General features: G+C 40.0%; 17 protein-coding genes. 5 read left to right on the forward strand and 12 right to left on the reverse strand.

Going from position 1 to position 24,801, the window contains the following annotated elements:
* The first annotated feature begins 7 nt into the window (after window positions 1-7).
* Window positions 8-2,491, forward strand: a complete 2,484-nt coding sequence (feoB, locus tag D0T56_RS05480) for a ferrous iron transport protein B (protein WP_163319131.1) — start codon at window positions 8-10, stop codon at window positions 2,489-2,491.
* Window positions 2,492-3,094: 603 nt separating this feature from the next.
* Here feoB and D0T56_RS05485 read toward each other — a convergent pair.
* The 6 genes from D0T56_RS05485 to D0T56_RS05510 all read right to left on the reverse strand — a co-directional run bounded on the left by D0T56_RS05485 (window position 3,095) and on the right by D0T56_RS05510 (window position 12,581).
* The gene (locus D0T56_RS05485) at window positions 3,095-4,072 is read right to left on the reverse strand and encodes a hypothetical protein (protein WP_163319132.1); all 978 of its coding nucleotides are present in this window, start codon (window positions 4,070-4,072) and stop codon (window positions 3,095-3,097) included.
* 239 nt (window positions 4,073-4,311) lie between these two features.
* Window positions 4,312-5,166, reverse strand: coding sequence for a neutral zinc metallopeptidase (locus D0T56_RS05490; RefSeq protein WP_163319133.1), 855 nt, complete (start codon window positions 5,164-5,166; stop codon window positions 4,312-4,314).
* A 76-nt stretch (window positions 5,167-5,242) separates the two neighbouring features.
* On the reverse strand, window positions 5,243-7,066 hold the full coding sequence (locus tag D0T56_RS05495) for a membrane dipeptidase (RefSeq protein ID WP_163319134.1): 1,824 nt from the start codon (window positions 7,064-7,066) through the stop codon (window positions 5,243-5,245).
* Between the two features lie 7 nt (window positions 7,067-7,073).
* Window positions 7,074-7,436 (reverse strand): fluoride efflux transporter CrcB, encoded by a 363-nt coding sequence (crcB, locus tag D0T56_RS05500; protein WP_163319135.1) that lies wholly within the window; start codon window positions 7,434-7,436, stop codon window positions 7,074-7,076.
* Window positions 7,437-7,491: 55 nt separating this feature from the next.
* Window positions 7,492-11,727, reverse strand: coding sequence for an acyl-CoA dehydratase activase-related protein (locus D0T56_RS05505; RefSeq protein WP_163319136.1), 4,236 nt, complete (start codon window positions 11,725-11,727; stop codon window positions 7,492-7,494).
* 263 nt (window positions 11,728-11,990) lie between these two features.
* A complete protein-coding gene (locus D0T56_RS05510; protein WP_163319137.1) occupies window positions 11,991-12,581 on the reverse strand; it encodes a thymidine kinase in 591 nt (196 codons plus the stop codon).
* 470 nt (window positions 12,582-13,051) lie between these two features.
* On the opposite strand from D0T56_RS05510, the gene D0T56_RS05515 reads away from it, so the two are divergent.
* Complete coding sequence (locus D0T56_RS05515; RefSeq protein WP_163319138.1) at window positions 13,052-15,082, forward strand: transketolase; 2,031 nt, start codon at window positions 13,052-13,054, stop codon at window positions 15,080-15,082.
* A 19-nt stretch (window positions 15,083-15,101) separates the two neighbouring features.
* The gene (gene rpiB, locus D0T56_RS05520) at window positions 15,102-15,563 is read left to right on the forward strand and encodes a ribose 5-phosphate isomerase B (protein ID WP_163319139.1); all 462 of its coding nucleotides are present in this window, start codon (window positions 15,102-15,104) and stop codon (window positions 15,561-15,563) included.
* Between the two features lie 80 nt (window positions 15,564-15,643).
* Here the strand turns inward: rpiB and D0T56_RS05525 are convergent, their stop codons facing one another.
* From D0T56_RS05525 to D0T56_RS05545, 5 genes are all read right to left on the reverse strand, one after another.
* On the reverse strand, window positions 15,644-16,474 hold the full coding sequence (locus tag D0T56_RS05525; protein ID WP_163319140.1) for a hypothetical protein: 831 nt from the start codon (window positions 16,472-16,474) through the stop codon (window positions 15,644-15,646).
* Between the two features lie 106 nt (window positions 16,475-16,580).
* Window positions 16,581-17,807, reverse strand: coding sequence for a porin family protein (locus tag D0T56_RS05530; RefSeq protein ID WP_163319141.1), 1,227 nt, complete (start codon window positions 17,805-17,807; stop codon window positions 16,581-16,583).
* Between the two features lie 4 nt (window positions 17,808-17,811).
* Window positions 17,812-18,357 (reverse strand): RNA polymerase sigma factor, encoded by a 546-nt coding sequence (locus tag D0T56_RS05535; RefSeq protein ID WP_163319142.1) that lies wholly within the window; start codon window positions 18,355-18,357, stop codon window positions 17,812-17,814.
* A gap of 69 nt (window positions 18,358-18,426) precedes the next feature.
* A complete protein-coding gene (locus D0T56_RS05540; protein ID WP_163319143.1) occupies window positions 18,427-19,836 on the reverse strand; it encodes an AAA family ATPase in 1,410 nt (469 codons plus the stop codon).
* 754 nt (window positions 19,837-20,590) lie between these two features.
* Window positions 20,591-21,403: a hypothetical protein gene (locus D0T56_RS05545; protein ID WP_163319144.1), complete on the reverse strand. Its 813-nt coding sequence runs from the start codon at window positions 21,401-21,403 to the stop codon at window positions 20,591-20,593.
* A 316-nt stretch (window positions 21,404-21,719) separates the two neighbouring features.
* On the opposite strand from D0T56_RS05545, the gene D0T56_RS05550 reads away from it, so the two are divergent.
* Window positions 21,720-22,532 (forward strand): helix-turn-helix domain-containing protein, encoded by an 813-nt coding sequence (locus D0T56_RS05550; RefSeq protein WP_163319145.1) that lies wholly within the window; start codon window positions 21,720-21,722, stop codon window positions 22,530-22,532.
* A 68-nt stretch (window positions 22,533-22,600) separates the two neighbouring features.
* Here D0T56_RS05550 and D0T56_RS05555 read toward each other — a convergent pair whose 3' ends face one another.
* Window positions 22,601-23,086: a DUF456 domain-containing protein gene (locus D0T56_RS05555; protein ID WP_185153841.1), complete on the reverse strand. Its 486-nt coding sequence runs from the start codon at window positions 23,084-23,086 to the stop codon at window positions 22,601-22,603.
* Between the two features lie 178 nt (window positions 23,087-23,264).
* On the opposite strand from D0T56_RS05555, the gene D0T56_RS05560 reads away from it, so the two are divergent.
* Window positions 23,265-24,785: a DUF4301 family protein gene (locus D0T56_RS05560; RefSeq protein WP_163319147.1), complete on the forward strand. Its 1,521-nt coding sequence runs from the start codon at window positions 23,265-23,267 to the stop codon at window positions 24,783-24,785.
* Window positions 24,786-24,801: the final 16 nt, after the last annotated feature.

Raw genomic sequence — 24,801 nt, forward strand, 5'->3', positions numbered from 1 at the left:
ATATTAGATGAATCTTTCAGATTTAAAAACCGGCGAAATTGGGATTATAACGAAGGTAAACGGAAGCGGTGCTTTTCGAAAAAGGATTCTCGAAATGGGATTCATAAAAGGAAAAGCGGTTAAAGTTATCCTCAATGCCCCGCTCAAAGACCCTATCAAATATAAAATAATGGATTACGAGGTTTCGCTCCGCCGTAGCGAGTCTCAACTCATAGAAGTTACATATCCCGACTATAATAAAAAAAATACGCCCCTTGCTGAAGCATACGATTTCGATAATATTGACGATTCGGACAATCAAGATCTCGAAAAAACCGTAAAAGACGGCAAAACTATAACCGTGGCTTTGGTAGGAAACCCCAATGCGGGAAAAACCACCCTGTTCAACCTTGCCTCGGGAGGTCACGAACGGGTAGGAAATTACGGAGGTGTTACGGTCGATTCGAAAGAAGGCAAACTGAAACACGCCGGATACAAGTTTAACATAATTGACCTGCCCGGAACTTACTCTATTTCGGCTTATACGCCTGAAGAACTGTACGTTCGTAAATACCTGATAGAAGACAAGCCGGACATTGTGATAAATGTTGTCGCTGCATCCAATCTGGAGCGGAATTTATACCTGACAACAGAGTTGATAGACCTGGGTGTTCCTGTTGTTATCGCCTTGAATATGTACGACGAACTTGTGTCTTCGGGTAGTGAATTCGACCACGACAAGTTGGCTAAACTGATAGGCATACCTATTATTCCAACGGTAGGCCGGTCTGGAAAAGGGTTGCCCGAACTTTTCGACACCATCATCCGTATATATGAAAATAAGGAGCCATACGTAAAAAAAATAAAGATATATTACGGTAATGCAATGGAAAACGCCATTAGCAAGCTGAATATATTGATAGAAAAGAACAGAACTGGAGAAACTGACTATCCTCCTCGCTATTTGTCAATCAAATTGCTTGAAAAAGACAAGGTTATAACGGAGTACATCAAGCAAAACTTTAGTAACCCGAACGAAATACTGGCACTTTGCACTAAAGAAATAAAAATTCTGGAAGCCTCCTTGCAGGAAGACACCGAATCTGCCGTAACCAATGCCCGATATGGTTTCATCACGGGAGCATTGAAAGAAACATACAAGGAAAAGCAACACGAGTCCGATTCAACACGGATTATCGACGCCATCGTGACCAACAAATATCTGGGATTCCCTTTGTTTTTCTTGTTTATGTGGATAATGTTCGAATGTACCTTCCGTCTGGGGCAATACCCTATGGATTGGATTGAAACCGGTGTAGGCGCGTTAAGTGATTTCATTCGCAACTCCATGCCCGAGGGCATGCTCAAAGACTTGCTGGTAGACGGCATCATCGGAGGAGTTGGCGGTGTTATTGTATTTTTGCCCAACATTGTCATACTTTATGCCTTTATCTCATTTATGGAAGATTCGGGTTATATGGCACGAGCCGCCTTCATTATGGATAAGGTTATGCACAGGATGGGATTGCACGGAAAATCGTTCATTCCTCTGGTTATGGGATTCGGGTGCAACGTCCCTGCAATCATGTCGACCCGCACGATAGAAAGCCGTAACAACAGGATGATTACTATGCTCATCACGCCTTTTATGTCGTGTAGCGCACGTCTACCCGTTTACCTGTTGTTCACCGCAATATTTTTTAAGGAACATGCCGGCTTGGTCTTGTTTGGCTTATATGTTACAGGAATCGTACTTGCCGTTATCTCTGCACGCTTGCTCAAGCGGTTCTTTTTCAGTCGGGACGACACTCCGTTCGTGATGGAGCTTCCGCCTTATCGTATGCCAACCGCAAAATCGGTAGGGGTTCACATGTGGGATAAATCCCGCCAATACCTCAGAAAAATGGGGGGCGTTATTCTTATTGCTTCCATTATCATTTGGTTTTTGGGATATTTCCCCAACGATCGGAAATTTGATGACAAAATAGAAGAACAAATCTCTCTTATCGAGAAAAAATTTGATAATAAGGAAATAACCAAAGAAGAAAAAGAGGCACAAATAACCAATCTGGAAAGACAGAGAAATCTTGAACACGCCGAAAATTCTTATATCGGTCAAATAGGTAAATTCATTGAGCCTGCCGTAAAACCATTAGGTTTCGACTGGAAAATCGGTGTCAGCCTGGCATCGGGCATGGCAGCAAAAGAGGTAGTTGTAAGCACATTAGGAGTATTATACACCGGACAACAAGATCAGGACGAAGAATCGGATTCGCTGCGAGACAGGCTGGCAAACGCAACAAATCCCGACGGAAGTCCCACGTTCACACCATTGGTAGTGATTAGCCTGTTGTTGTTCGTACTGATCTACTTTCCTTGCATAGCCGTCATAGCAGCCATAAAAGGAGAATCGGGTTCGTGGAAGTGGGGGTTATTCACGATAGTGTATACAACGAGTCTGGCTTGGATATTGTCATTCCTTGTCTATCAGATCGGTAGCTTATTTATATAAATATAATTGAACGAATTTCTTTATAAATTGTTACATATATATACAGACATAAAGAAAGGGTGGAAATATGATTCAAGAAATAATTGTAGCAATAATCGGATTTATAGTTTTGGGAATAATCATTCGCAAGATGTATTTTTTCTTTTTTCGAAAAGAAGAAAGCGAAAATGTGTGCGGATGTACAGATTGCTACTATAACAGTGTAAAAAAAGTAAAATAATTGCTTCGTTATTTGCATTTTTCGAATCTTAAGAGTATATTTGAAATACAAAAGATAACAAAACAAGTTCTTTAAAGATATTAGTCGTGCTGATCGATTGGGAAACTCATCAGATCTAACAAATTACCGAGACAAGCTCATCGATTCTAATGGCGGGTCACATCCTTCGGGAATGCTTTATGCGCAGTGAATTACAAAGGGGTCGAGGCACTCAAATCCTGTTTATAGGAGTTTCGGCTTATTCCATCAGTACGGCTATGTTATACAAAAAGCAGACTTTTTATGAAGTCTGCTTTTTTTGTTTTTTGCTGCCATTCAACAGCCGATGTTCAAGGCTAAATTATTATCTGAAGATCTATAATTGAAGAATGTGAATCACCTAATTACACATCAATATTTTTGAGACTTCCTATTATCTCTAGCTGTTTCCTGAAAAATTCTATCCGCTCTTTTTCACCACTATGCGTAATCAGATTTGATTGACGTTTCAGCGATTGAATCCATACCTTTCTTCTTTGATATGTCTTTTCATCTAACGAAGCAATTCCATTCAACGTGAAGGCTTTTACCACTGTCAGATGATAGTTAGGCACATCTATATAGCAATAACCTGTATCGAAACTAACGTTTGAGATGTATAAATTCACCTCGTTTCCGGTTTCTTTAAATCGGCCTGTTAAACTGAGGTTTTCTATCTCACTCAGAATGTCCAGCAAATCTTGCCTGATCAATTGAACCTCGTCAAAAGTAACCAAACCAATGTTGTAATAATATTTGATTTCATGCACCAAATAAGAGAATATTTGATAATCGAATATGAAGTCCGTCTTTTTCAGATACCGGGCTGCTATTTTATTCTCCAATTGTATCTTTTTCAATTTCGGACAAATAACAATCTCTTTATATGCCAACGGAACCGATGTATTGAACTGATATCGCCACTTGAAAAGGAAAAACCTTGAAATATTTTCGTGTGCAACATACAATGGTTGCGGCAATATATTAGTGGCTTCACCTCCTTCTGTGTCCGGATTATCTTTCAACTGCAATATAAGGTAGTTAATTTCTTCCATCAAGGCATAGTCTGAGTCGGTCGGACTCATATATTCAATCATGTTAAACTGAAATGGCCTTTTCTTGGCAGAATCTATACGAACCAGATTGTCTATAGACACACCCAATTCTTTCGAAATAATTGCAACTTCGACCAACGTAAAAGGGACTTCACCTCTCAATCGTCGATAAACAGCTTCTTTTCCTATATGCAACATGTCCATCAGGACATTTGCAATATCTATTTTCTGTGGTATTTTTTCTTCCAATACCTCCAATAGATTCTCATAAAGTTTTTCGTATCTCATAACACACTAACAACACAATTATACAAAGAAGCAAAATTTCCTGTCTTCTACAAAGCAAAAAAGAAACTATAATTAACTATTGTCTCATTTTTAATTAAACTTAACTAAAAAACTTTCGGGCAGACCAGAGGCCTGCCTCTACAAATGCACCCGAAATAAGGATGAAAGGTTTGCTCCCTCTCTGTTGGAAAAGGTTAGGGAGAGGTGTAATAGAAGCTCAGAATGGCAGAAAACAGGTTTTATAATTGTGAATAATTGATAGAGAAGGTATCACCATCGGATATATTTCCTGTTTGAAGTCCTTTTTTCAGCCAACGCATACGTTGTGCCGATGTTCCATGATTGAAAGAATCGGGCACAGTATAGCCTTGCGCCTGCATTTGCAAACGGTCGTCTCCAATCTGAGAGGCTGCGTTAATGCCTTCCTCGATGTCGCCATCTTCAATAGAACTGAAATTTTTATTATCATGATAAGCCCAAACTCCCGCATAAAAGTCGGCTTGTAATTCAAGTCTGACACTTAGCTTATTACTTTCGGTTTGACTTAATCTTTGTTGTTGTTGATGCACCTTATCCAACGTGCCTAAAAGATACTGTACATGATGACCAACTTCATGGGCAATGACATACGCATAAGCAAAATCGCCGCCTGCATTCAGTTGTGTACTCATTTCATCGAAAAAAGAAAGATCGATATATAAAGACTGATCGGCCGAACAATAGAATGGCCCTGTGGCCGAGGTGGCATTTCCACAGCCAGAACTAACTGAACCTGAATATAATACCAAGCGAGGCTTCACATACTCCATGCCATTTTGTCTGAATATTTCTGTCCAGACGTCTTCTGTTCCGGCCAGAATAGTTTTTGCAAAAGTTGCATATTCCTCTTCTTGTGCGGTGGGTACATAATTTTCATCGGTGGTTACATTATCTGTTGCCTGCTGAGTAAAGAATTCTACAGGATTACCACCTAATAACCAAATAATTAATCCTGCAACAATAGTGCCTCCAAGTCCTAAAGATACCTTGCCGGCCGACCTTCTACCGCGTCGGTCATCAACATTGTCACTTTCTCTTCTTCCGTCAAGCCTCATATTACTGTCTTTTTTATTTTTTACGTAACTATGTGTGTAATAAAAAACAAATAAAAATATCAATTGTTTTTATCGCTCACACATTCTGTACTTCTTTCATCACTCTTAATAAATTTCCTCCCCAAATTTTGGAAATCTCATCTTCCGTGTAGCCTCTTTCTATAAGTTTTACGGTTATATTTATCAGGTCGTTAGCACTTTCACATCCAATTACGCCACCACCTCCGTCAAAATCGGAACCGATGCCAACATGGTCTATACCAGCAATTTTCACTATATGGTCTATGTGATTGATTACATCGTCAAGATTTGCTTTTTTGCGGTCTTTATTTGTAAACATATTCACCAAACAAACCTGAACCACTCCACCGTTTTTTGCTATACCTTTCAACTGGCGATCTGTCAGATTACGGTCGTGGTCGCACAATGCCCTCGCCGAAGAATGTGAAGCAATAATCGGTTTGGACGATAATTCAATCACATCCCAAAACGTGCTTTCTCCGGCATGAGAAACATCTATCATCATACCTATTCGGTTCATTTCCTTTATCACTTCCTTACCAAAAGGACTCAATCCGCCCCACTCTTTTTTTGTTCGGCTCGATGTGTCGCATATATCATTGTCCGTCGTATGGCACAGCGTCATATAAGTAACACCTTTGTCTCTGAAGCGTTTCAGGTTATTTATATCTTTGCCTATACCATAACCGTTTTCTATTCCTACGAATATTGCCTTTTTACCTTCATCTTTCAGTCTGATAATATCCTGAGGAGTGGCAGCAATACCGCATATATTTTCGTTCATCTTAACTTGCTTCAAGATGCCATTAATCAACCCGTCAACCTTTCTCACAGCCGCTTCCGAAGATACTTTATCCCTGTTTCCTTGCCTGATGTAAGCAGCCATATAAACACCATCCAACATCCCTTCCTGCATTTTCGGGAGGTTTACCTGATTGCTGTCACGCCGGGCTATATTAAAATTCTTCCAATTGAAACACAAAGGCGTATCGGTGTGTGAATCAACAGATAAGATTCGTGTGTGCATTTCCTTTGCCTGACGATAAACATCAGCTTCTGTCACAAAAAAATTGAAAATCCGAAGCATATCTTTATTGCCCTCCACAGCCATTGCTTCGGGATGCCATTGTATCGCTAAAATAGATCTATTGGGATAAGACTCTATGGCTTCTATCACTCCATCGGAAGACACAGCGGTAACCTTGAACCCCGGAGCAATATCTTTCACCGCTTGATGATGGAACGTATTAACCTGAAACTCTCCCGATCTGCCTAAAACTTCCGCTAATTTAGAACTGTCTGCAACTATCACCGAATGTGTTGCTTCCGAGCGTGCTTCAGTTTGCTTATGAACTATCTCGGTTTTCATTTGCGAAGGTATATCCTGATACAGTGTTCCTCCGAAAGCCACATTTATCAACTGTTCGCCACGACAAATGCCAAGTATCGGAACATTTCGGTTAGAGGCAAGGCGAAGCAATTTCAATTCATAATCGTCTCGCAATGAATCCAAATCAAGGACATTTGCCATTGGTTTTTCCTTGTAAAAAGAGGGATGCACATCTCCTCCACCGGTGAGTATCAGTCCGTCCAGCATTTTCACAACCTCCAGCATACTTTCCGTATCAGTCGTAACCGGCACGATGATTGGTATTCCGCCAGCTTTTATTACAGCTTCGGTATATGCGCCCGAAAGACGGCTTGCGCCTCTGCTATTGCTTGCTGACAAACCGATCAGGGGTTTTATTTTTGTTACAGATTGAGAAGCAGAAATAGCATCAACCTGTTTGTATACATCTTTCAGATTGTATTTACCTTGAGCATTAAGACTATATATTCCGATTAGACTTAATATGCAGGTAAAAAATATTTTCTTCATCTTCATTTCATTTAGTAACTAACATCCCCAGCCATACGGCAACAACACCTATGAGGCAGCTCGCCGCAACATACAACAAAGCTAAAAAGATATGATCGGTTTGCATTAAATCCATTGTTTCACGGGCAAAAGTGGAAAAAGTTGTAAATCCTCCACAAAAACCAACAACTAACAAATACCTCATATTATGATTGTCTATCTGTATCAGGTTCACCAACATTCCGATACAAAAACATCCGACAATATTTATCAGAAATGTGGCTAAAGGAAAAGACCAGAAATAATATTTATGCGTCAATTCTGTTGCCAGAAAACGTAAAATACTTCCTACTCCACCTCCCAGTCCGACTAGTAAAATATTTTTAAGCATTTGATTCGTATTGATTGTAAGCACTTCGGGTGGAGTAAACCCCACCCGAAAATATTTATTGCTGATTATTTATCATCAGGTGCAATCGGTTAAGTATATTCACATCGCTCACACCACTATCGAAATCAAGGGAAAGAAGATTCATTTGCGGATAAAGCTCCTTAATTTTCTTCTCCACACCTTTCGATATTATATGGTTTGCAATGCAACCGAATGGCTGCAACGAAATCACATTATTCACTCCCTGATGAGAATACGAAACAACTTCGGCAGGCAACAGCCACCCCTCACCAAACTGAGCAGAAAGAGAAACTATTCCGTCAGCATTCTTCGCTTCGTGGAAGACATCAGGCAATGGAGTGAAATATTTAAACGCTGATGCAGCGGCGTTCATTGCATTCACTTTCTTGTAAACTAACTTATAAAGCCACTTCATGACGAAATCGGGCATAACCGATTTTTCAATATTGTTGTTCTTCTTCACCTGTGTATTCACAAAGGTTTGCAAGAAAAAGTTGCTGATCATCGGAGGATACACCTCTACCCTATTCTTAATTAACCAGTTAACAACATCTCTATTGGCAAATGAATGGAATTTCAAGAATATCTCCCCAACAATGCCAACCTTCAGAAAGTTGTTCGCATCGTTCATTATCTTGTTAAAATCTTGCGCAGCTTTCGATATCAAAGACAAAAATCCCTTCGCATTGTTTTTTTCTATCAGTTGGATTCCCGCTTCCAGATAATATTCCTGCAATTTCAGGGCATCATCTTTATTTTTTTCCCGTACCACAGCCGCATGATAGAATTGTGAAAGGCAATCGCCAAACAATATGGCATTCAGCGTAACGTGGATTATCTTCAACCAATCTATCTTAAAGCCTTCCTGCTCATTACTCAACCCTCCTACCGCCAAAACCACAACAGGAACATTCTCAAATCCGGCTTCAATCAATCCGCTCTTAATCAGTGACACATAGTTCGTTGCACGACATTGACCTCCGGTCTGAGTGATAGCAACCGCCGTATTCTCCGGATCGTACTTGCCCGATTGCAATGCCTTGATAACGTCACCCACAATGAGCGTGGCAGGATAACAAACCTCATTATTTGCATATTTTAGTCCATTATCGGCAGAAACAGAGTCACTTTTCGGCAGATTATCGAGGTCATATCCACTCAATTTCATGATTGCGGGGATAAACGGAGACAAATAGTCGGTAAAAAACGGAGCGATAATTTTACGTTTCGCCTTGTCTTCCTTGCGGTACATCTTCGTGGTAACGAATGGTTTAATGTCTCCCGACATCGAGCTATTGTATTTCAAACTCTCGATAAGCGAACGCACACGCAATTTAATTGATCCGATGTTACTTACATCGTCCAGTTTCAATATCGTATGCGATTTGTTATGCCTTTTCAGTATGGCTCCCACTTCTTCCAGCAGAAACGTATCGGGACCACAACCAAATGAGGTCATGTGCATCATGTGCACATTCGGACCTTGTTCGGCAACCCATTTGGCAGCCTTGGTAATGCGGTTGACATAAGCCCACTGCGATACCATGTGGGTTTCGTTATGTACGGTTATGGCGTCTTCATTTCGGACAATGTCTTCCGTTATCACATTCACACCTAAATCGGCAATCATATCGGCTAATTTGTGCTGAACTAGCGGATCGGTATGGTATGGACGGCCTGCCAACAATATGGTCAGTTTTTTGTCATCCATGCTTTTTCTGTAAAGCGATTGATTCATTTCTTTCACTTCACTTTCATAGTTATCAAGAGCTTTCAATCCGGCAATAACAGCCTTTTCCGCTTCTTTGGCAGATATTCCTAAAGTTCTCAGATAATCGACGCAATTTTTCTTTAAAAGTTTTTCGTCTTTGAATGTGATGGATGGCGAATCAACGGGTATGCGGTTGTTCGTCATTGGGTCGATGGCACTTTTCACCACATCCGAATAACCCGAAACAATGGGGCAATTGTAGCTGTTCACAGCTTGCTTGTTTTCTTGCCTTTCGAATATTACGTAAGGGAAAAATATTCTGTCAACTTTTTTCTCTATCAGGTCGTAGATATGGCTATGCACCAACTTGGCAGGAAAACAGATATTATCTGCCATAACCGAATGTACTCCCTGTTCGTATTTCTTGAAAGTAGACGATTCGGACAAATACGTTTGCATACCACATTCGTTGAACATAGCGTTCCAAAACGGATATTCTTCGTACATATCCAACACACGGGGAATTCCGATCACAGGCTTACCGGTGTCTCCCTCAAGCTGTGGACGGTTGAATATCTTATCGTATTTCTGATTATAGATATTCACACCTTTTTCCTGTGCAGCACCACCATTCGAAAATATTTTCTCACACTTATTTCCGGAGAAATAAACGTTCTTGTTTTCAAACGTATATTTATTTACCAGACAAACATTCTCACATCCCCTGCAATGTAATGGTTTGGTGGAATATTGTGCCGATTGCAACATACTATCGAGCGAAGCCGGTTCTGTTTCTGTCACCGCATTTTTAGCAAACAGAGCACAACCGTATGCACCCATCAGTTCGGGCAAATTGCTGCGGTGAACCTTGTGTCCGATCAGGTTTTCAAATGCACGGACAACCGAATCGTTGCGCATTGTTCCGCCCTGAACAACAACGTGTTTGCCCAGTTCATTTGTATTTTTCAGTTTAAGCACCTTATACAAGCAGTTCTTAACCACCGAATAAGACAATCCCGCCGATATATCGGCAACCGTAGCACCTTCCCTGAGAAACTGTTTTACTTTGGAGTTCATGAAGACTGTGCAGCGTGTTCCCAAATCGCACGGATATTGTGCTGAACAAGCTATTGTCGCAAAATCCTGAACCGAATATTGCAGCGATTTGGCAAATGTTTCGATGAACGACCCGCACCCTGACGAGCATGCTTCGTTTATCTCCATACGGTATAATGCACCGTTTTCGATAAACATCGCTTTCATATCCTGACCTCCAATGTCCAGAATGAAAGACACTTCGGGATCTAGTTGTTTGGCCGACAAGTAGTGGGCAATAGTCTCAATAATACCATAATCGAGACTGAATGCTGCTTTTATCAGGTCTTCACCGTATCCGGTGGAACAGCTTCCTTTTATTTTTATATCAACTCCCTCTTTTTCACACTCTTCCCTGAACTTATTTAATCCGGTTTTTACAGCCTGAATAGAGTTCCCTTCGTTGGGAGCGTAATGGGTAAACAGCAATCTTTCCTGATCGTCAATGATTGTGATTTTGGTGGTTGTGGAACCCGAATCAATACCCAGATAGGCATATCCCTTATGATCTTTGAGTGATGATGTTTTTATTTGCGACCGTTGCTTTTCTTCCCGCCATTGGCTCAAGTCGTTTTCATCTTCAAAAATACGGGGCAAACGGTCTGACATCTTAAAATCATCTATTGATGATTTATTTGTCGATAATTTGTCGATAAAATCCGACAACAAAACCTCGTCGGCATCTGCCCTGTTGGCTAATGCGCTACCCCATGCGGGCAATAAGTTTGAATTTTCGAGAATTATATAATCATCCTTTTTCAGATGCAGGTAATTGACAAAAGCATTTCTCAGAGATTTGACGAAGGTTAGTGGCCCGCCGCAAAATAAAATTTTAGGGTTAATGCTGCAACCATGCGAGAGTGTTACAACAGTCTGAACGGCTATCGCATGAAAAATGGATGCCGATATATCAGCCTTCGATACATTCTTGCTTATCAGGTTCTGAACATCCGTCTTAGAGAACACTCCACAACGTGAAGCAATAGGATAAACATGTTTTGCCTGTTGAGCCAAAGCGTCCATTTCTTCGATACTGCACGCCAACAAGATAGACATCTGGTCGATGAAAGCACCCGTTCCTCCGGCACAGTTGCCATTCATTCGCATATCGGGTACGCCTTCCGCCGAAAAATAGATAATTTTGGCATCTTCACCACCTATGTCGATAACGGTAGAAATATCAGAGAATTTCTTTTTTATCAATCCTGCCACCGCAACCACTTCCTGTTCGAAAGGAATGGACAACCTCTCGGTAATTCCCATACCGGCAGATCCTGTGATTGTTAGCTGCATCCGACAATCGCCTGTCTTTTCTTTCAATTGTGTGAATAAGGTTTGAACAGCATCTAAAATATTAGCGTTGTGCCGCTCATACTTTGAAAAAACAATGTTATCCGATTCGTCAAGAACAATAATTTTGGCTGTGGTTGACCCTACATCTAATCCTACTCTGATACTCTTCATAATTAAAAACCACCACTTAAAATGGCGTTACGAAATTTTTTAGCCTACAAAAATACTACAATTTAATTTAACATTATTCATCGCAGGTGTTAAATCAAAAAGGCAAAATCACCACAATACAGTTTCACCCTATTGTGGTATTACAACAAATGTAAAGTAAACAAAATATTAAAATTATTGTTTAAAATGTTTATTAAATAATATTAGTCTATTTTCACAATATGGATATACTATTAATATAGCACTTTATTTCAATACGATATCTATTCTCTTATTTCGCTATGCTTTTGGCAATAGCACCCCCTACACAAGGGTTGATATTCCTGTAATTCGCCCAGCATCACTTGTTTATTGTTTTCTACCAACCGATCCGAATAATTGGCTAACCTGCCACAATTGACACATATAGCATGTACTTTTAGCACATCGTCGGCTATTGCACACAAACCGGGCATCGGCCCGAAAGGATTACGTTTGAAGTCCATATCCAACCCCGCAACAATAACACGTATGCCCAAATCAGCCAACTGTTGGCAAACGTCAACCAATCCCATATCAAAAAACTGAGCCTCATCAATTCCCACAACTTCTATGTTCGACGATAGTAGCAGAATGTTGCTCGAATGTTCTACGACTGTCGATGCTATGGAGTTTTTGTCATGAGAAACGACTTCATTTTCCGAATAACGGACATCAATTCCGGGCTTGAAGATTTCAACCTCCTGTTTGGCTATTTTAGCACGTTTCAATCTGCGAAGCAATTCTTCCGTTTTTCCGGAAAACATTGAACCGCAAACAACTTCAATGCTACCTCTCTTTTGTGTTTCGTTTATTTTATTTTCAGAATATATCATCGTTAATATTTCTATAATTTATGTCGGTCACAAATTTAGAAAAAGAAATTTTAGTCAGCAGTCAACAGTCAACAATTAACAGTTAGCATTTTTGTTCTTTGAGGTTTGTAACTTCGGAGTTATTATTTTCCGGATTTTAAATCCGGACAGCAGCTAAACATGGGATTTGCAAATCCCATGTGACGACAGCCTCAGGTCTGATCGAAAGTAGGGACGTGAAATTTTACGCCCGAATATTGAGTTTCTCTCCATATCAGCCCTCCTCACGTTTTTTTTACCAGTTAATTTTATACCCGTTATTATACTATACATAAAAGGTAATTTTTTGATGTATAAGTTATTAAAACATTTGCTTTTCGTACAATAATACAATAAGTTATTTTTTTCTTATAGAACTGGTTTTCTGACACTTGTTAAATACATCTTATTTTCATACTTTTGCATGGAAAGAACAGAATATTTTTAAATTTATGAATGATATAAAGTTATTAAACAGAGCCGCAGACAATATCAGGATATTGGCAGCATCAATGGTTGAAAAAGCAAAATCGGGACACCCCGGTGGAGCTATGGGTGGAGCAGACTTCATCAACGTGTTATTTTCCGAATTTTTAGTTTTCGACCCCAATAATCCTCATTGGGAAGTGCGTGACAGGTTTTTCCTCGATCCGGGACACATGTCGCCGATGCTATATTCGCAATTGGCACTGATTGGCAAATACTCGCTCGAAGACCTACAACAATTCCGTCAATGGGGAAGCGTTACTCCCGGTCACCCCGAGTTGGATGTGGATAGAGGTATAGAAAACACTTCCGGACCGCTCGGACAAGGGCATGCCTTTGCTGCCGGTGCAGCCATCGCCGCAAAATTTATGAAAGCACGTTTGGGCGACCAAATGGATCAAACCATTTACGCTTTCATCTCCGATGGAGGTGTACAGGAAGAAATATCGCAAGGCGTAGGACGTATTGCCGGAGCTTTAGGTCTGGATAATTTTGTAATGTTCTACGATTCGAACGGTATACAATTATCAACCGAAACAAAAGATGTTACGATAGAAGATACCGCCGAAAAATATAAAGCATGGGGATGGAGGGTTATCACTATTAATGGTAACGACCCTGTCGAAATACGTGCTGCTTTGACAGAAGCTAAACAAGAAAAAGATAAACCGACGCTCATCATCGGTCACACAATAATGGGTAAAGGTGCCCGCACTGCCGATAATGTTTCTTACGAAAACAAAACGGCTACACACGGCATGCCGCTAGGAGAATCAGGAGCCAGCCTCGAAAAAACAATCGAGAATCTGGGTGGTGACGCTCAAAACCCGTTCCAGATATTCCCCGAAGTTGCCGAATTGTACGCTAAACGTACGGAAGAACTCAAGAAAATTGTATCAGAGAAAAATGCGGCGATTGATGCTTGGGCAAAAGCTAACCCAGAACTAGCCGCCAAGAAAAAGCAATGGTTTGCCGGACAGTTGCCAAGAATTGACTGGGCCGGTATTGCTCAGAAAAACGACATCGCAACCCGTGCCGCTTCCGCTACGGTATTAGGCGTATTAGCTCAACAGGTTGAAAACATGGTTGTATCGTCGGCCGACTTATCAAACTCCGATAAAACTGACGGTTTCTTGAAATACACTAAAGCGTTCAAAAAAGGAGATTTCTCAGGAGCTTTCCTTCAAGCCGGTGTTTGCGAACTGACGATGTCTTGCCTTTCGATAGGTATGAGCCTTCATGGCGGAATCATTCCGGCATGTGCCACGTTCTTCGTATTCTCCGACTATATGAAACCTGCCATCCGTTTGGCTGCATTGATGCAACAGCCGGTTAAATTTATCTGGACTCACGATGCTTTCCGTGTTGGGGAAGACGGGCCTACACACGAACCTGTGGAACAAGAAGCTCAAATAAGATTGATGGAAAAACTTAAAAACCATCACGGGCAAAATTCTATGTTGGTTCTTCGTCCGGCGGATGCTGTGGAAACAACTATCGCTTGGAAACTGGCAATGGAAAACACAGCTACACCTACCGGGTTGATTTTTTCTCGTCAAAATATAAAAGACCTACCATCGGTAGGCGCAAGATACGAAGAGGCTTCCCTTGCATCAAAAGGTGCATACATAGTGAGCGATGCCAAAGATTACGATGTTATTCTGTTAGCTTCGGGATCGGAAGTTTCAACACTTGTTGAAGGGTCTAAACTATTGGAAGAAGAGGGTATCAAAACCCGTATCGTTTCTGTTCCATCCGAAGGTTTGTTCCGCTCACAACCAAAAACATATCAGGAAGAAATCTTACCGGCCGACGCAAAAAAATTCGGACTTACAGCCGGATTGCCAGTAAATCTGGAAGGACTTGTGGGCGACCACGGCAAGGTGTGGGGATTGCAAACATTCGGTTTCTCTGCTCCATACAAGGTTCTGGACGAAAAACTTGGCTTTACGGCAGAAAACGTATACAAACAAGTTAAAGAGTATTTAAAGAAATAATTCTTACTGTTACTTAATTATGACAAATTCATTATTTTCTCAATCCGAAAAACCGATAGGAATATGCAGCGATCATGCCGGTTTTGAGATGAAATCGTACATTATATCATTATTTGAAGAAAAGGGTATCGCATACAAGGACTTTGGAACACATTCGCCCGAAAGTACCGATTACACCGACTATGCCCATCCTCTGGCCATAGCTGTTGAAAATAATGAGTGTTATCCGGGAATAGCTCTTTGCGGAACCGGAAATGGTATGAATATGGCCTTGAACAAACATCAGGGCATACGTTCGGCTTTGTGTTGGAATGATGAGATAGCCAAGCTTGTGAGGGCACATAACAATGCTAATGTTTTGGTTTTGCCTGCACGTTTCATCACAAATGATGAAATGTACAACATTCTTGTAGCTTTCCTCAACACTCCTTTCGAGGGTGGAAGGCATCAAAGACGTATAGAAAAGATTCCTTGCAGATAATTTTTAAAGGTGTATATATACCCAACAACAAGAGGCATCCGATTTCGGATGCCTCTTGTTGTATCTGGCAGAATGATAGACTATTCTTCGGTTTCTTTAGGAAAATACATATCGTATGTATACGATGGGTATGATATTTCCACTTTCTTAGTGGTTTTGTTATATACGTATGTTCTAAACTTAACATGCACTGTAGTAACCGAGCTCGATTCACTTTCTTTGAAATACTCGGAAGAAGGAAGAAATCTACGCAAGCTGGACAGGTTTATAATTTCGCTCTGAGTTACTTCTTTCACCTCCTCGTTTCCTGCGGCAGGCTCTCCTTTATTTATCCTGATATCGAGCACAACCGTGTTTTTATCAAGAGCACTTTCGCCATCTTTTTGGTTGTCTTTGTCAAAAATAACCTCCATGTTGATGTATTGACCTCCTTTTTGAGCAGCTCCGTACGAAATCAGCCATTTATCGTCAAAGACAGGATATCCAAAGAACGATTTCACGCTAAAACCGTTGAAGATGGTATAAGCCGAATCGGTAACTGCTTCCGCATTTTTGAAATATAATTGCCGTTGTGATGCAGCCGGATATACTTCACTTGGAGGTAGAATAACGTTTTGCGCTTTAAGTATGTTTGTTCCGCCAACAGTGTTATCCATATTGACTTTGTATGACGACAGTTTTATGATATCACCTGCACCATAAGATTCAATGCCATCGAAAGTTATGAATCCTCCTTGGCTGTATATAGATGGAGCAACGGCATACTTCATGAATGTATGTTCCGTGTCATATTTTATCAACATATATTCTTCCGAAGCACTGATTGAAGATTCGTTGTCGCCTAAGCACGACGACATGATAGCTGCAAAGGATAATGTTGCGGCTAACAAACTAAAAAAACTTTTTTTCATTTACACACGATTTTTTTTAAGATTCAATTATATTTTATTCAAAAGTACAACAATAAAATCTGAGTCACCTACACTCTGATTGTTAAATAACAAAAAGATTGCGACTTTAGAACTCAAATTTAAGACCGACGTTCAAGTCTAAATGAAACTCTTTATCTGTATAAATAGTCTTATACGGATTGTTAATATCAAAATAATATGCTCCGCCTAACGAGCTGTAAATAAATATATTGTCATATACAGGATAAGAAAATCCTAATGATGTGGATACCGAAAACTGAGGGTTGTCCTGATGAATAGATTTTGATATATATGTGTCGGTATTGGACAGGTCATTGACATTCCGTTTCACCTTGAATTTTCCGTGTATATCTTTTTGTATCATTCCGCCTGCCGAAATGTATAATCGTCCTTTGTTCCATTGCTTGAGGTCGTAGTTAAGAAATAGCGGAACTCCCAGATAATGGAATTTTTGAGTTGCAGTTGCTTCCAAATCAGAGCCGATAGGCGTATTGCCTTTAGAATAAAGGTATGTGTAGACCAATCCTGTCTGCAGCGATAGTTTAGGTGTAAACCTTTTCCCGATACCCAATCCGAAAGAAACAGGTTGATTGTGTTTCATCTTCAAATTGGATATGCCGTCAACTATGTTGTTTTCTCCGGTCATCGAGTGAATGTATTTCGCCATCGGGAATTGCTCCGTTTCTTTGTTGAAAGGTATAAAGCCTAACACATTCACATCGAAATTGTATTTCGATAGTCCTTTTTCTTTCTTTTCTTTTTTGGGTGAATGTTCCTCGAACTGGTAGTATGGGGATATTCTGTAAAAACTTTCTTTACGTTTCATTCCATTGGCCGGAACGTCGGCTTTGGCGATGTTGCCTATCTTATCTGCCCTTTTGTAGAAACTTTTCTTAGCAGGTTTTACTTCGGGCTCTTCTATCTTCGGAATTATTTTTTCAACTTCTTCCTTTGCTGCCAGCTGAATGGGCATCACCTTTTTTCTTCTGGCTATATATCTTTGTTGGGCAACTACCGGTTCTTCTTCAACCGTTTCGGGTGCAACTACCGGAACTTTCGAGTGGATGGTGGTGGCATCGTCTTGCTTGTAATTGAATAGGTCGAAATTGATGACAGCTACGGTCATGGCAACCGCAGCTACTATTCCTGCCGCAATGGAAGCAACTTTAGCCAAAGTCCGCTTAGGCAAGAATATTTTTTTCTTGGGCAAGTCATTTTCTATTCGCAACCACAGGTCGCCGGGCACATCGGCCTCGAAGCTCTGCAGCTTTGAAGAAAAAATATCTTTTATGTCATCCCTACTTTCTTTCATACAATCAATCTGCTCTGTGCAGAAATTCTTTTATTTTGTGTTGTAAAATTTGTCTGGCTCTGTTATACTGCGAACGAGATGTTACCTCGTTAATACCTAGCATTTGTGCTATTTCCTTGTGCGATAATTCCTCTATGGCATAAAGGTTGAATACTGTTCTGTAACCTTTAGGCAATTGCTGAATCATTTTCAGCAACTCTTGTTCTGAAATAAGGCTTGTTCCTTCCTCTGTCGATTCGTCAACCAATTCGGGTATATTCTGTATATCTTCCGAGTTGTGAAAAAACGATTTGTTTTTTCGGATATTTTCAAGAGCCATATTGATAAATATCCTTTTAAGCCAACCTTCGAATGAACCCTTTCCCGAATAGGAACTTATATTGTCAAAAACTTTAATAAAACCGTCGTGCAAAAGATCTTGAGCCGATTCCGGATCACTACAATAACGCAAGCATATCCCATAAATCTTACGAGAATACATCTCGTAAAGTGCTTTTTGGGATTCCCTTTTATGCGCTTTACATCCTGCTATCAGTTGCAGTTCGTCCATTAATCTTCTCCGGCTCTAAATACTAGACACAAAATTAAAAAAAACGTTGCATCTAAAATGAAAAAAAAATTATAAAAATTCGTCGGGCAAATTCACTAAATACAATTTGCTTGTCGAACGAGTTATGGCTGTGTACAACCACCTATAAAAATTTATGCCCAAGTGTTCTTGGGAGATGTACCCTAGATCTAAAAATACATTCATCCATTCGCCGCCCTGTGCTTTGTGACAAGTGACTGCGTATCCGTATTTTACATGCACAGAATTATAGTAGGGGTCTACTTTCATCTTTTGCATTTTTCCGGCTTTTGTATGTATGTCGGAATAATCTTCAAGAATATTGTAAAACAAATTATCCGATTCTTCTCTGGATAGTCCAGCGTTATCATTGTTTAATGTATTTAATAATATTTTGATTTCCAATTCGATAGCGTAATCGGGATGTCTGACTAGTACATCGCAGAAACGAAAGCCATATAGTTCTTGGGTTTTTCGTACCCTCAAAACTTCAACCAGTTCACCATTGGCCAGAAAATCTATATTATCAACATTTTCGGTCCAAAAATAGTTATTTTTTGTTACCAATAAAAGATCTCCACCCGAAAGTTCTTCTTCCCTGTACAATATTCTGTTTCTGACTCCTTGATTGTAAATATTCGATCTTTTGTTCGATCGCGAGATTATCATTGTTTGCTCAATGCCATCCCTGTTGTAGCAAGTGTCTATGGCTTCGATCAAATCTTCGCCCGATATTTTTTTTATGTCGGAAAATCCGTCCAGCTTTAGTTTCGGGTAGTCTCCCGTTTCGCCCGAACTCAGGGCATTACGTATCAGGGTGGCGTTGTATAATATGCCGGAACTTTCGGCCTGTCGCACAATCCGGGTGAGTGTGCTCTCTGTTACTTCCAAGCCGTATCCTTGCAGCACATCGGGTTGAAGTGCCGGACTAAACTCCTGCATCACAGGAGGTAACTGTGCTGAGTCGCCAATCAGTAGCAAGCGGCAATTTTCGCCTGCGTATACATAATGAATGAGGTCGTCCAACAATCTGCCCGATCCAAACATAAAAGAATCCAACCCTTCATTACTTATCATAGAGGCTTCATCAACAATAAATAATGTGTCTTTGTGTAGGTTATCCGTCGGAACAAAACCGGAGGGTTCGTTCGAAAATCGTTTTTGCCTGTATATTTTTTTATGGATGGTGAATGCGGGATGATTGGCATAAGTGGCAAACACTTTGGCGGCTCGTCCTGTCGGGGCTAATAGCACTGTTTTTTGTTCGAACTGGGTCATGGTTTTAACCAATGTTCCTATTAACGAGGATTTTCCTGTTCCCGCATAGCCTTGAAGTAAGAATATAGAGTCAGAGTTTCTACTGAAAAGAAACTTTCCGATTTTTTGTAAAGCAATAGCCTGTTCATCTGTTGGTGTGAACGAAAAGTTATCTTTTACCCTTTCTATGAAAAATTGCTCCACTAATTCTTTTTATCTTGATTATGAATGACGAAGATAACGAAAAAGAATTGATGGATGCTAGCTTTCTGGCATAAAAATGCCAATGATGAGAGAAATTTAGAGATGTAGGGGCGAGGTTTTACTCCGCCCGAAGAACAGAATTTCGGACAGGGCAAAGCCCAGTCCCTACATGTATATATTATTTATGTGAATCAGTAGTTGAAAAACGTTGGTTTTATTTATATAATACACTGCGCGCAATCATATAGATTGCTTGCATTCCTTTTGCCTTAAGCCGCAAAAGGAATCAAAAAGGCTTTCTGTGACTCAGGCTTCTTGCCGACCCACTATACAGCTTATAAGCTGAACAAAAAATAACTCGCACCAAAAGACTGTTAAAACTAGAATGGTTCGGCTATGCTCAAACAGCTTTTTGTTCTGGTCGCTTATTTGCGCTGTGTGGGTGCCCCGTCAATTAGCCAAATGTCACATTTTTAAAATTGGGCGTAAGCGTGACGTGCATTAGTGACGCAGCCGGGTGACCTGACCGATAAAGTTGGCGCAAAACTAAATATCTGTCTGAGCGTAGCGAGTTTATTTAGTTTAGTCAACGAATCGCTTTGTCAGGTCGGCGAGTCACGAAGCACTGTTTTTTGCAACTTTTTGACACCAAAAAGTTGAGAAGACAAGTCTCTGCAAGAGGCGCGGCAGCAAAAAAATGTCGAATAAAAAGAACGTTTTTATTATAGAAGATCCAAATACTGATTGATATTATTTACTCAACATAAAACGGGATGGCATACAGTTGGGTATAAGGACCATACAGACCAGCCTCTTGATTATACGAAATTATCTGCCTATTATTTCCATTCCAGTTTCCAGAACTCACATAAACCCAAAGATAAAGAGTTGTGGTAGTAGTTATTCTTACAGGTATTGCCCCTGATCCGTAGTAATCGGGAGTAGGAGCTCCTTCACTATACAATTTTGGTATAATAATTGATCTTATGGGAGATAAATAGGTTGGAGGAGTATTCGTTGTGTCAGAAGTTGAGAAAAAAATTGACGCAAAACGATTTATTGCGATAGAACCCTGTACTGCATCCCCACCTGCTCCAACCCAGGCTGTAAAGTTCAATTGATAATCGCCGGGAGTTAAAGTGATATTCATGCCGGAATAGGCAATATGCAGATTATCTGATGTTATATCCTGAACAGGGCTTATAATGGTAGTAGGAGGAATATTACCTAATTTCGCATAAGCTACACCCGGCACTTTCCATGTTCCATAACCATTGCCATCTGTGGTTAAAATTTTTCCGTTTCCTTGCGATCCGTCTTGTAACCTAAATCCTCCGCCTTGCGTAGCTGTACGAATATCAACCTTAGCCTGAGGATTGTTTGTTCCTACACCAACCCTACCTAGAGTATCCACCACCACATCGTCCGAAATGTTTGTATTTCCGTTTGTGTCTCTTTGTCCGTCGATGTGGAAGATTCCCTGAGGGTTTTCTGTGTTTATTCCTACCTGTGCTTTTAGTGCCGTAATAGCTAAAAACATAAATAAAATAGAGATGCTTTTTTTCATAATTTTTAATGTTGTTTGTTGTGTTAAATATCTGATTGTTTGATAAATACATCTCTGTCACTCGGTAAGTGACGGATGATTCAATTTAATATATCTACTTTACTGATTATGAGCGCAGTATAAATTCGGGCATTTCCAAAAGTGAAACACTGGTTAAACAATCAGGAATTTTGATGATTTATCCGACCATATGTATTGCTCTAAACATTTAAACAACAACAACTTCTGAGTTCTTATTGAAAAATGTTATAAAAAAAAATTAGTGAGACATTAGTTAAACATGCACAAAAACAAACACTTAAACAAACGAGCGTAAATGAGGCATTATGATGAAAAAGAAAGTTCTTTGATACAATTTCTGACTTTTGAGCAAGATTCTCAATGGCAAACGAGAGAAGATGAAAGCAGGATTGTTATGCTTACCCAAGGTCAATTGAACATCACTTTTAGTGGTATGCAAAACTCTTTAATGATATCCGAATCGAAGATGTTTTTCCTGCCTGCAGGAGATAGTTTGTCGGCAAAAGCTCTGGAAAAAAGCTCTGTTATTGTAATAAAAACAGGAAAGGATTATTGTTTAGATGAACTGAATATCAGTAGTATACACGAATCAAAACCGAATACACATTACCTGCAAATGAACAGTACGCTGCATACCTATGTCCAATCTCTACGGATATATAAGGAAAGCGGTATAAATCAGGATGATTTATATGTGCTGAAAATCAGGGAATTAGTTTGTGTTATGAGAATATTATATTCAGATGAAGAATTGATCGGTTTCTTTCGGTTGCATCTGACGAATGATTTCTATTTTGCGGAACAGGTGCGAAAATTATCTCGCAACACACTAAATGTAAAACTGTTAGCCGAACAGATGAATTACAGTTATTCGGGATTCAACAAACGATTCCGTAAAGCCTTCGGTATGTCGGCTTACAACTGGCTCAGAAAGAGGCGGGCGGATATGGTATATTACGAATTATTCTATACCGACAAGAGCCTGAAACAAATCTCAACTGACAACAAGTTCGCCACGCTTTCTCATTTTAATGAGTTTTGCCACAAGATACTGGGTGATTCGCCCAGACAACTCCGAAAAAACAAACCTCTGTCACTTACCGAGTGACAGAGGCTATATCTCATTGCTAATTAGTGTACAAAGATAGTGAAATTTCAAACAAAAGAAATTAAATTTCAGAAAATAATGGAAAAAATTTCCTTGAAAAAATAAAAAGCAAGTATTACAGACACGGCAAGTTTCATCACAGTTCCGGCCAAAAAACCGATGAAAGCACCAAACCCCGCTTTCAAGGCAACGTCTGGTTTTTTATCGTCGATCAACTCTCCAACAACCGCACCTATAAACGGACATACGATAATACCTATGGGCGAAAAAAATATACCTACAACAACACCTATGGCGCTACCCCACGCACCTTTCGAACCTCCGCCAAATTTTTTGGTACCCCAAACAGGAATGTAGTAGTCGAGAATCTGAACAAGTATAACTATTAATCCCCAGATCAGTAAAAAACAGGGCGAAAACTGTGCCGTAGATGTGAAATGCAGCATGATGATGCCCAAATAGCTGAGAGGTACTCCGGGTATTAAAGGCACTATACAGCCCACAATTCCCGCAATGATGAGTATTATCCCCAATACGATAAGTGCGATATCCAAGACCATCTTAAAACATTTTGAGGCAAAGGTAAAGAATGTTTTGCTTTGTTTTACATATATAATGATGCGTGACGAAAATTTGAATACATCTATACAATCTTTATTCGTTCTTTTTTGTTTCTAAATATAAATTTGATAGATTTGTAGGTGCTTAAATCTTATAAAAAGTAATAATCCTATGTTTACTGAACAAGACTTAATTCTACTGAATAAAAAAGGAATTCTTCCCGAAGATATTGAAAATCAAATAGCTTACTTTAAGCAAGGATTTCCATACCTTAAGTTGCATGGAGCTGCTTCTATCGAAAAGGGCATCAAGCTGATGACCGAAAAAGAACAGGATATTTATATGCAAACGTGGGATTATTATCGGAGCAAAGGCAAAAAGATAATAAAATTTGTTCCTGCATCGGGTGCAGCGAGCAGAATGTTTAAAAATTTGTTCGAATTTTTAGACGCTTCATACAATGTGCCTACAACAGATTTCGAGAAAAGATTTTTCGATAACATCCTGAAATTTGCGTTTTACGACGATCTGGATGAAATGTGCAAAAAGAACGAAGAAAAAAATATCACCCAACTTATTGAAGATGGAAACTACAAGGCGGTAGTTAATAATCTGTTGTTTATAAGGGGATTGAACTACGGAAATCTACCTAAAGGACTATTGAAATTTCATAGCTATCCGGATGGTTCACGCACTCCGGTTGAAGAACATTTGACGGAAGGAGCCATATATGCGAAAGACAACGACGATGAAGTTAATATTCATTTCACAGTTTCGCCCGATCATCATCAATTGTTCATTGATCTTGTTTTCAGTAAAAAAGCGTCGTACGAGGCAAAATTACATACAAAGTTCAATGTGAGTTTTAGCGAACAGAAATCGAAAACGGACACCATTGCCGTGGACATGAATAATGAACTTTTTCGTGACAACGGCTCTCTTCTCTTCCGTCCGGGAGGACATGGCGCTCTGATCGAAAATCTGAACGATTTGGATGGCGATGTCATATTCATTAAAAATATTGACAACGTTGTTCCTGACAGGCTGAAAGACTATGAAGCAAAGTATAAGAAACTACTTGCAGGTGTTTTGGTTGAATCGCAATCGAAAGCGTTTCAGTATCTTGAATTGTTGGATTCGGGAAGATACACACATGATGAACTGATGGAAATTTTGTATTTCCTGCAAAATGATTTGAATATAAAAAATCCGGATACAAAACTGCTCGAAGACGCAGAGCTGGTATTGTACCTGAAACGCAAACTAGACAGGCCTTTCCGTGTATGCGGCATGGTTCGCAACGTTGGCGAACCGGGAGGAGGACCTTTCCTAGCCGAAAATTCGGATGGAACAATTTCGCTTCAGATATTGGAAAGTTCGCAGATCGACATGAACAACAACGACTCGAAGCTGATGTTTGAACAAGGAACCCACTTCAATCCTGTCGATTTGGTTTGCGGAGTGAAAGATTACAGGGGAAATAAATTTAACCTGCTGGACTATGTGGATAAAAATACAGGCTTCATATCGTTGAAATCGAAAAGTGGGAAAGAACTGAAAGCCTTGGAGCTTCCCGGTTTGTGGAACGGGGCAATGTCGGATTGGAACACTATTTTTGTTGAAGTTCCTATCGAAACATTCAATCCTGTGAAGACCGTGAACGACCTGTTGCGAAAAGAACATCAGGCATAATCCACTAAATTATCTG

This window comes from Dysgonomonas sp. 520, assembly GCF_010501095.1.
GTDB lineage: Bacteria > Bacteroidota > Bacteroidia > Bacteroidales > Dysgonomonadaceae > QVMP01.

Excerpts from the sequence above, each read along its gene's own strand:
- D0T56_RS05560 (WP_163319147.1), top strand. The coding sequence starts at position 23,265 with ATGTTTACTGAACAAGACTTAATTCTACTGAATAAAAAAGGAATTCTT.
- D0T56_RS05505 (WP_163319136.1), bottom strand. The coding sequence starts at position 11,727 with ATGAAGAGTATCAGAGTAGGATTAGATGTAGGGTCAACCACAGCCAAA.
- D0T56_RS05550 (WP_163319145.1), top strand. The coding sequence starts at position 21,720 with ATGAGGCATTATGATGAAAAAGAAAGTTCTTTGATACAATTTCTGACT.
- D0T56_RS05485 (WP_163319132.1), bottom strand. The coding sequence starts at position 4,072 with ATGAGATACGAAAAACTTTATGAGAATCTATTGGAGGTATTGGAAGAA.
- D0T56_RS05530 (WP_163319141.1), bottom strand. The coding sequence starts at position 17,807 with ATGAAAGAAAGTAGGGATGACATAAAAGATATTTTTTCTTCAAAGCTG.
- feoB (WP_163319131.1), top strand. The coding sequence starts at position 8 with ATGAATCTTTCAGATTTAAAAACCGGCGAAATTGGGATTATAACGAAG.
- D0T56_RS05495 (WP_163319134.1), bottom strand. The coding sequence starts at position 7,066 with ATGAAGAAAATATTTTTTACCTGCATATTAAGTCTAATCGGAATATAT.
- crcB (WP_163319135.1), bottom strand. The coding sequence starts at position 7,436 with ATGCTTAAAAATATTTTACTAGTCGGACTGGGAGGTGGAGTAGGAAGT.
- rpiB (WP_163319139.1), top strand. The coding sequence starts at position 15,102 with ATGACAAATTCATTATTTTCTCAATCCGAAAAACCGATAGGAATATGC.
- D0T56_RS05525 (WP_163319140.1), bottom strand. The coding sequence starts at position 16,474 with ATGAAAAAAAGTTTTTTTAGTTTGTTAGCCGCAACATTATCCTTTGCA.
- D0T56_RS05515 (WP_163319138.1), top strand. The coding sequence starts at position 13,052 with ATGAATGATATAAAGTTATTAAACAGAGCCGCAGACAATATCAGGATA.
- D0T56_RS05545 (WP_163319144.1), bottom strand. The coding sequence starts at position 21,403 with ATGAAAAAAAGCATCTCTATTTTATTTATGTTTTTAGCTATTACGGCA.
- D0T56_RS05535 (WP_163319142.1), bottom strand. The coding sequence starts at position 18,357 with ATGGACGAACTGCAACTGATAGCAGGATGTAAAGCGCATAAAAGGGAA.
- D0T56_RS05510 (WP_163319137.1), bottom strand. The coding sequence starts at position 12,581 with ATGATATATTCTGAAAATAAAATAAACGAAACACAAAAGAGAGGTAGC.
- D0T56_RS05490 (WP_163319133.1), bottom strand. The coding sequence starts at position 5,166 with ATGAGGCTTGACGGAAGAAGAGAAAGTGACAATGTTGATGACCGACGC.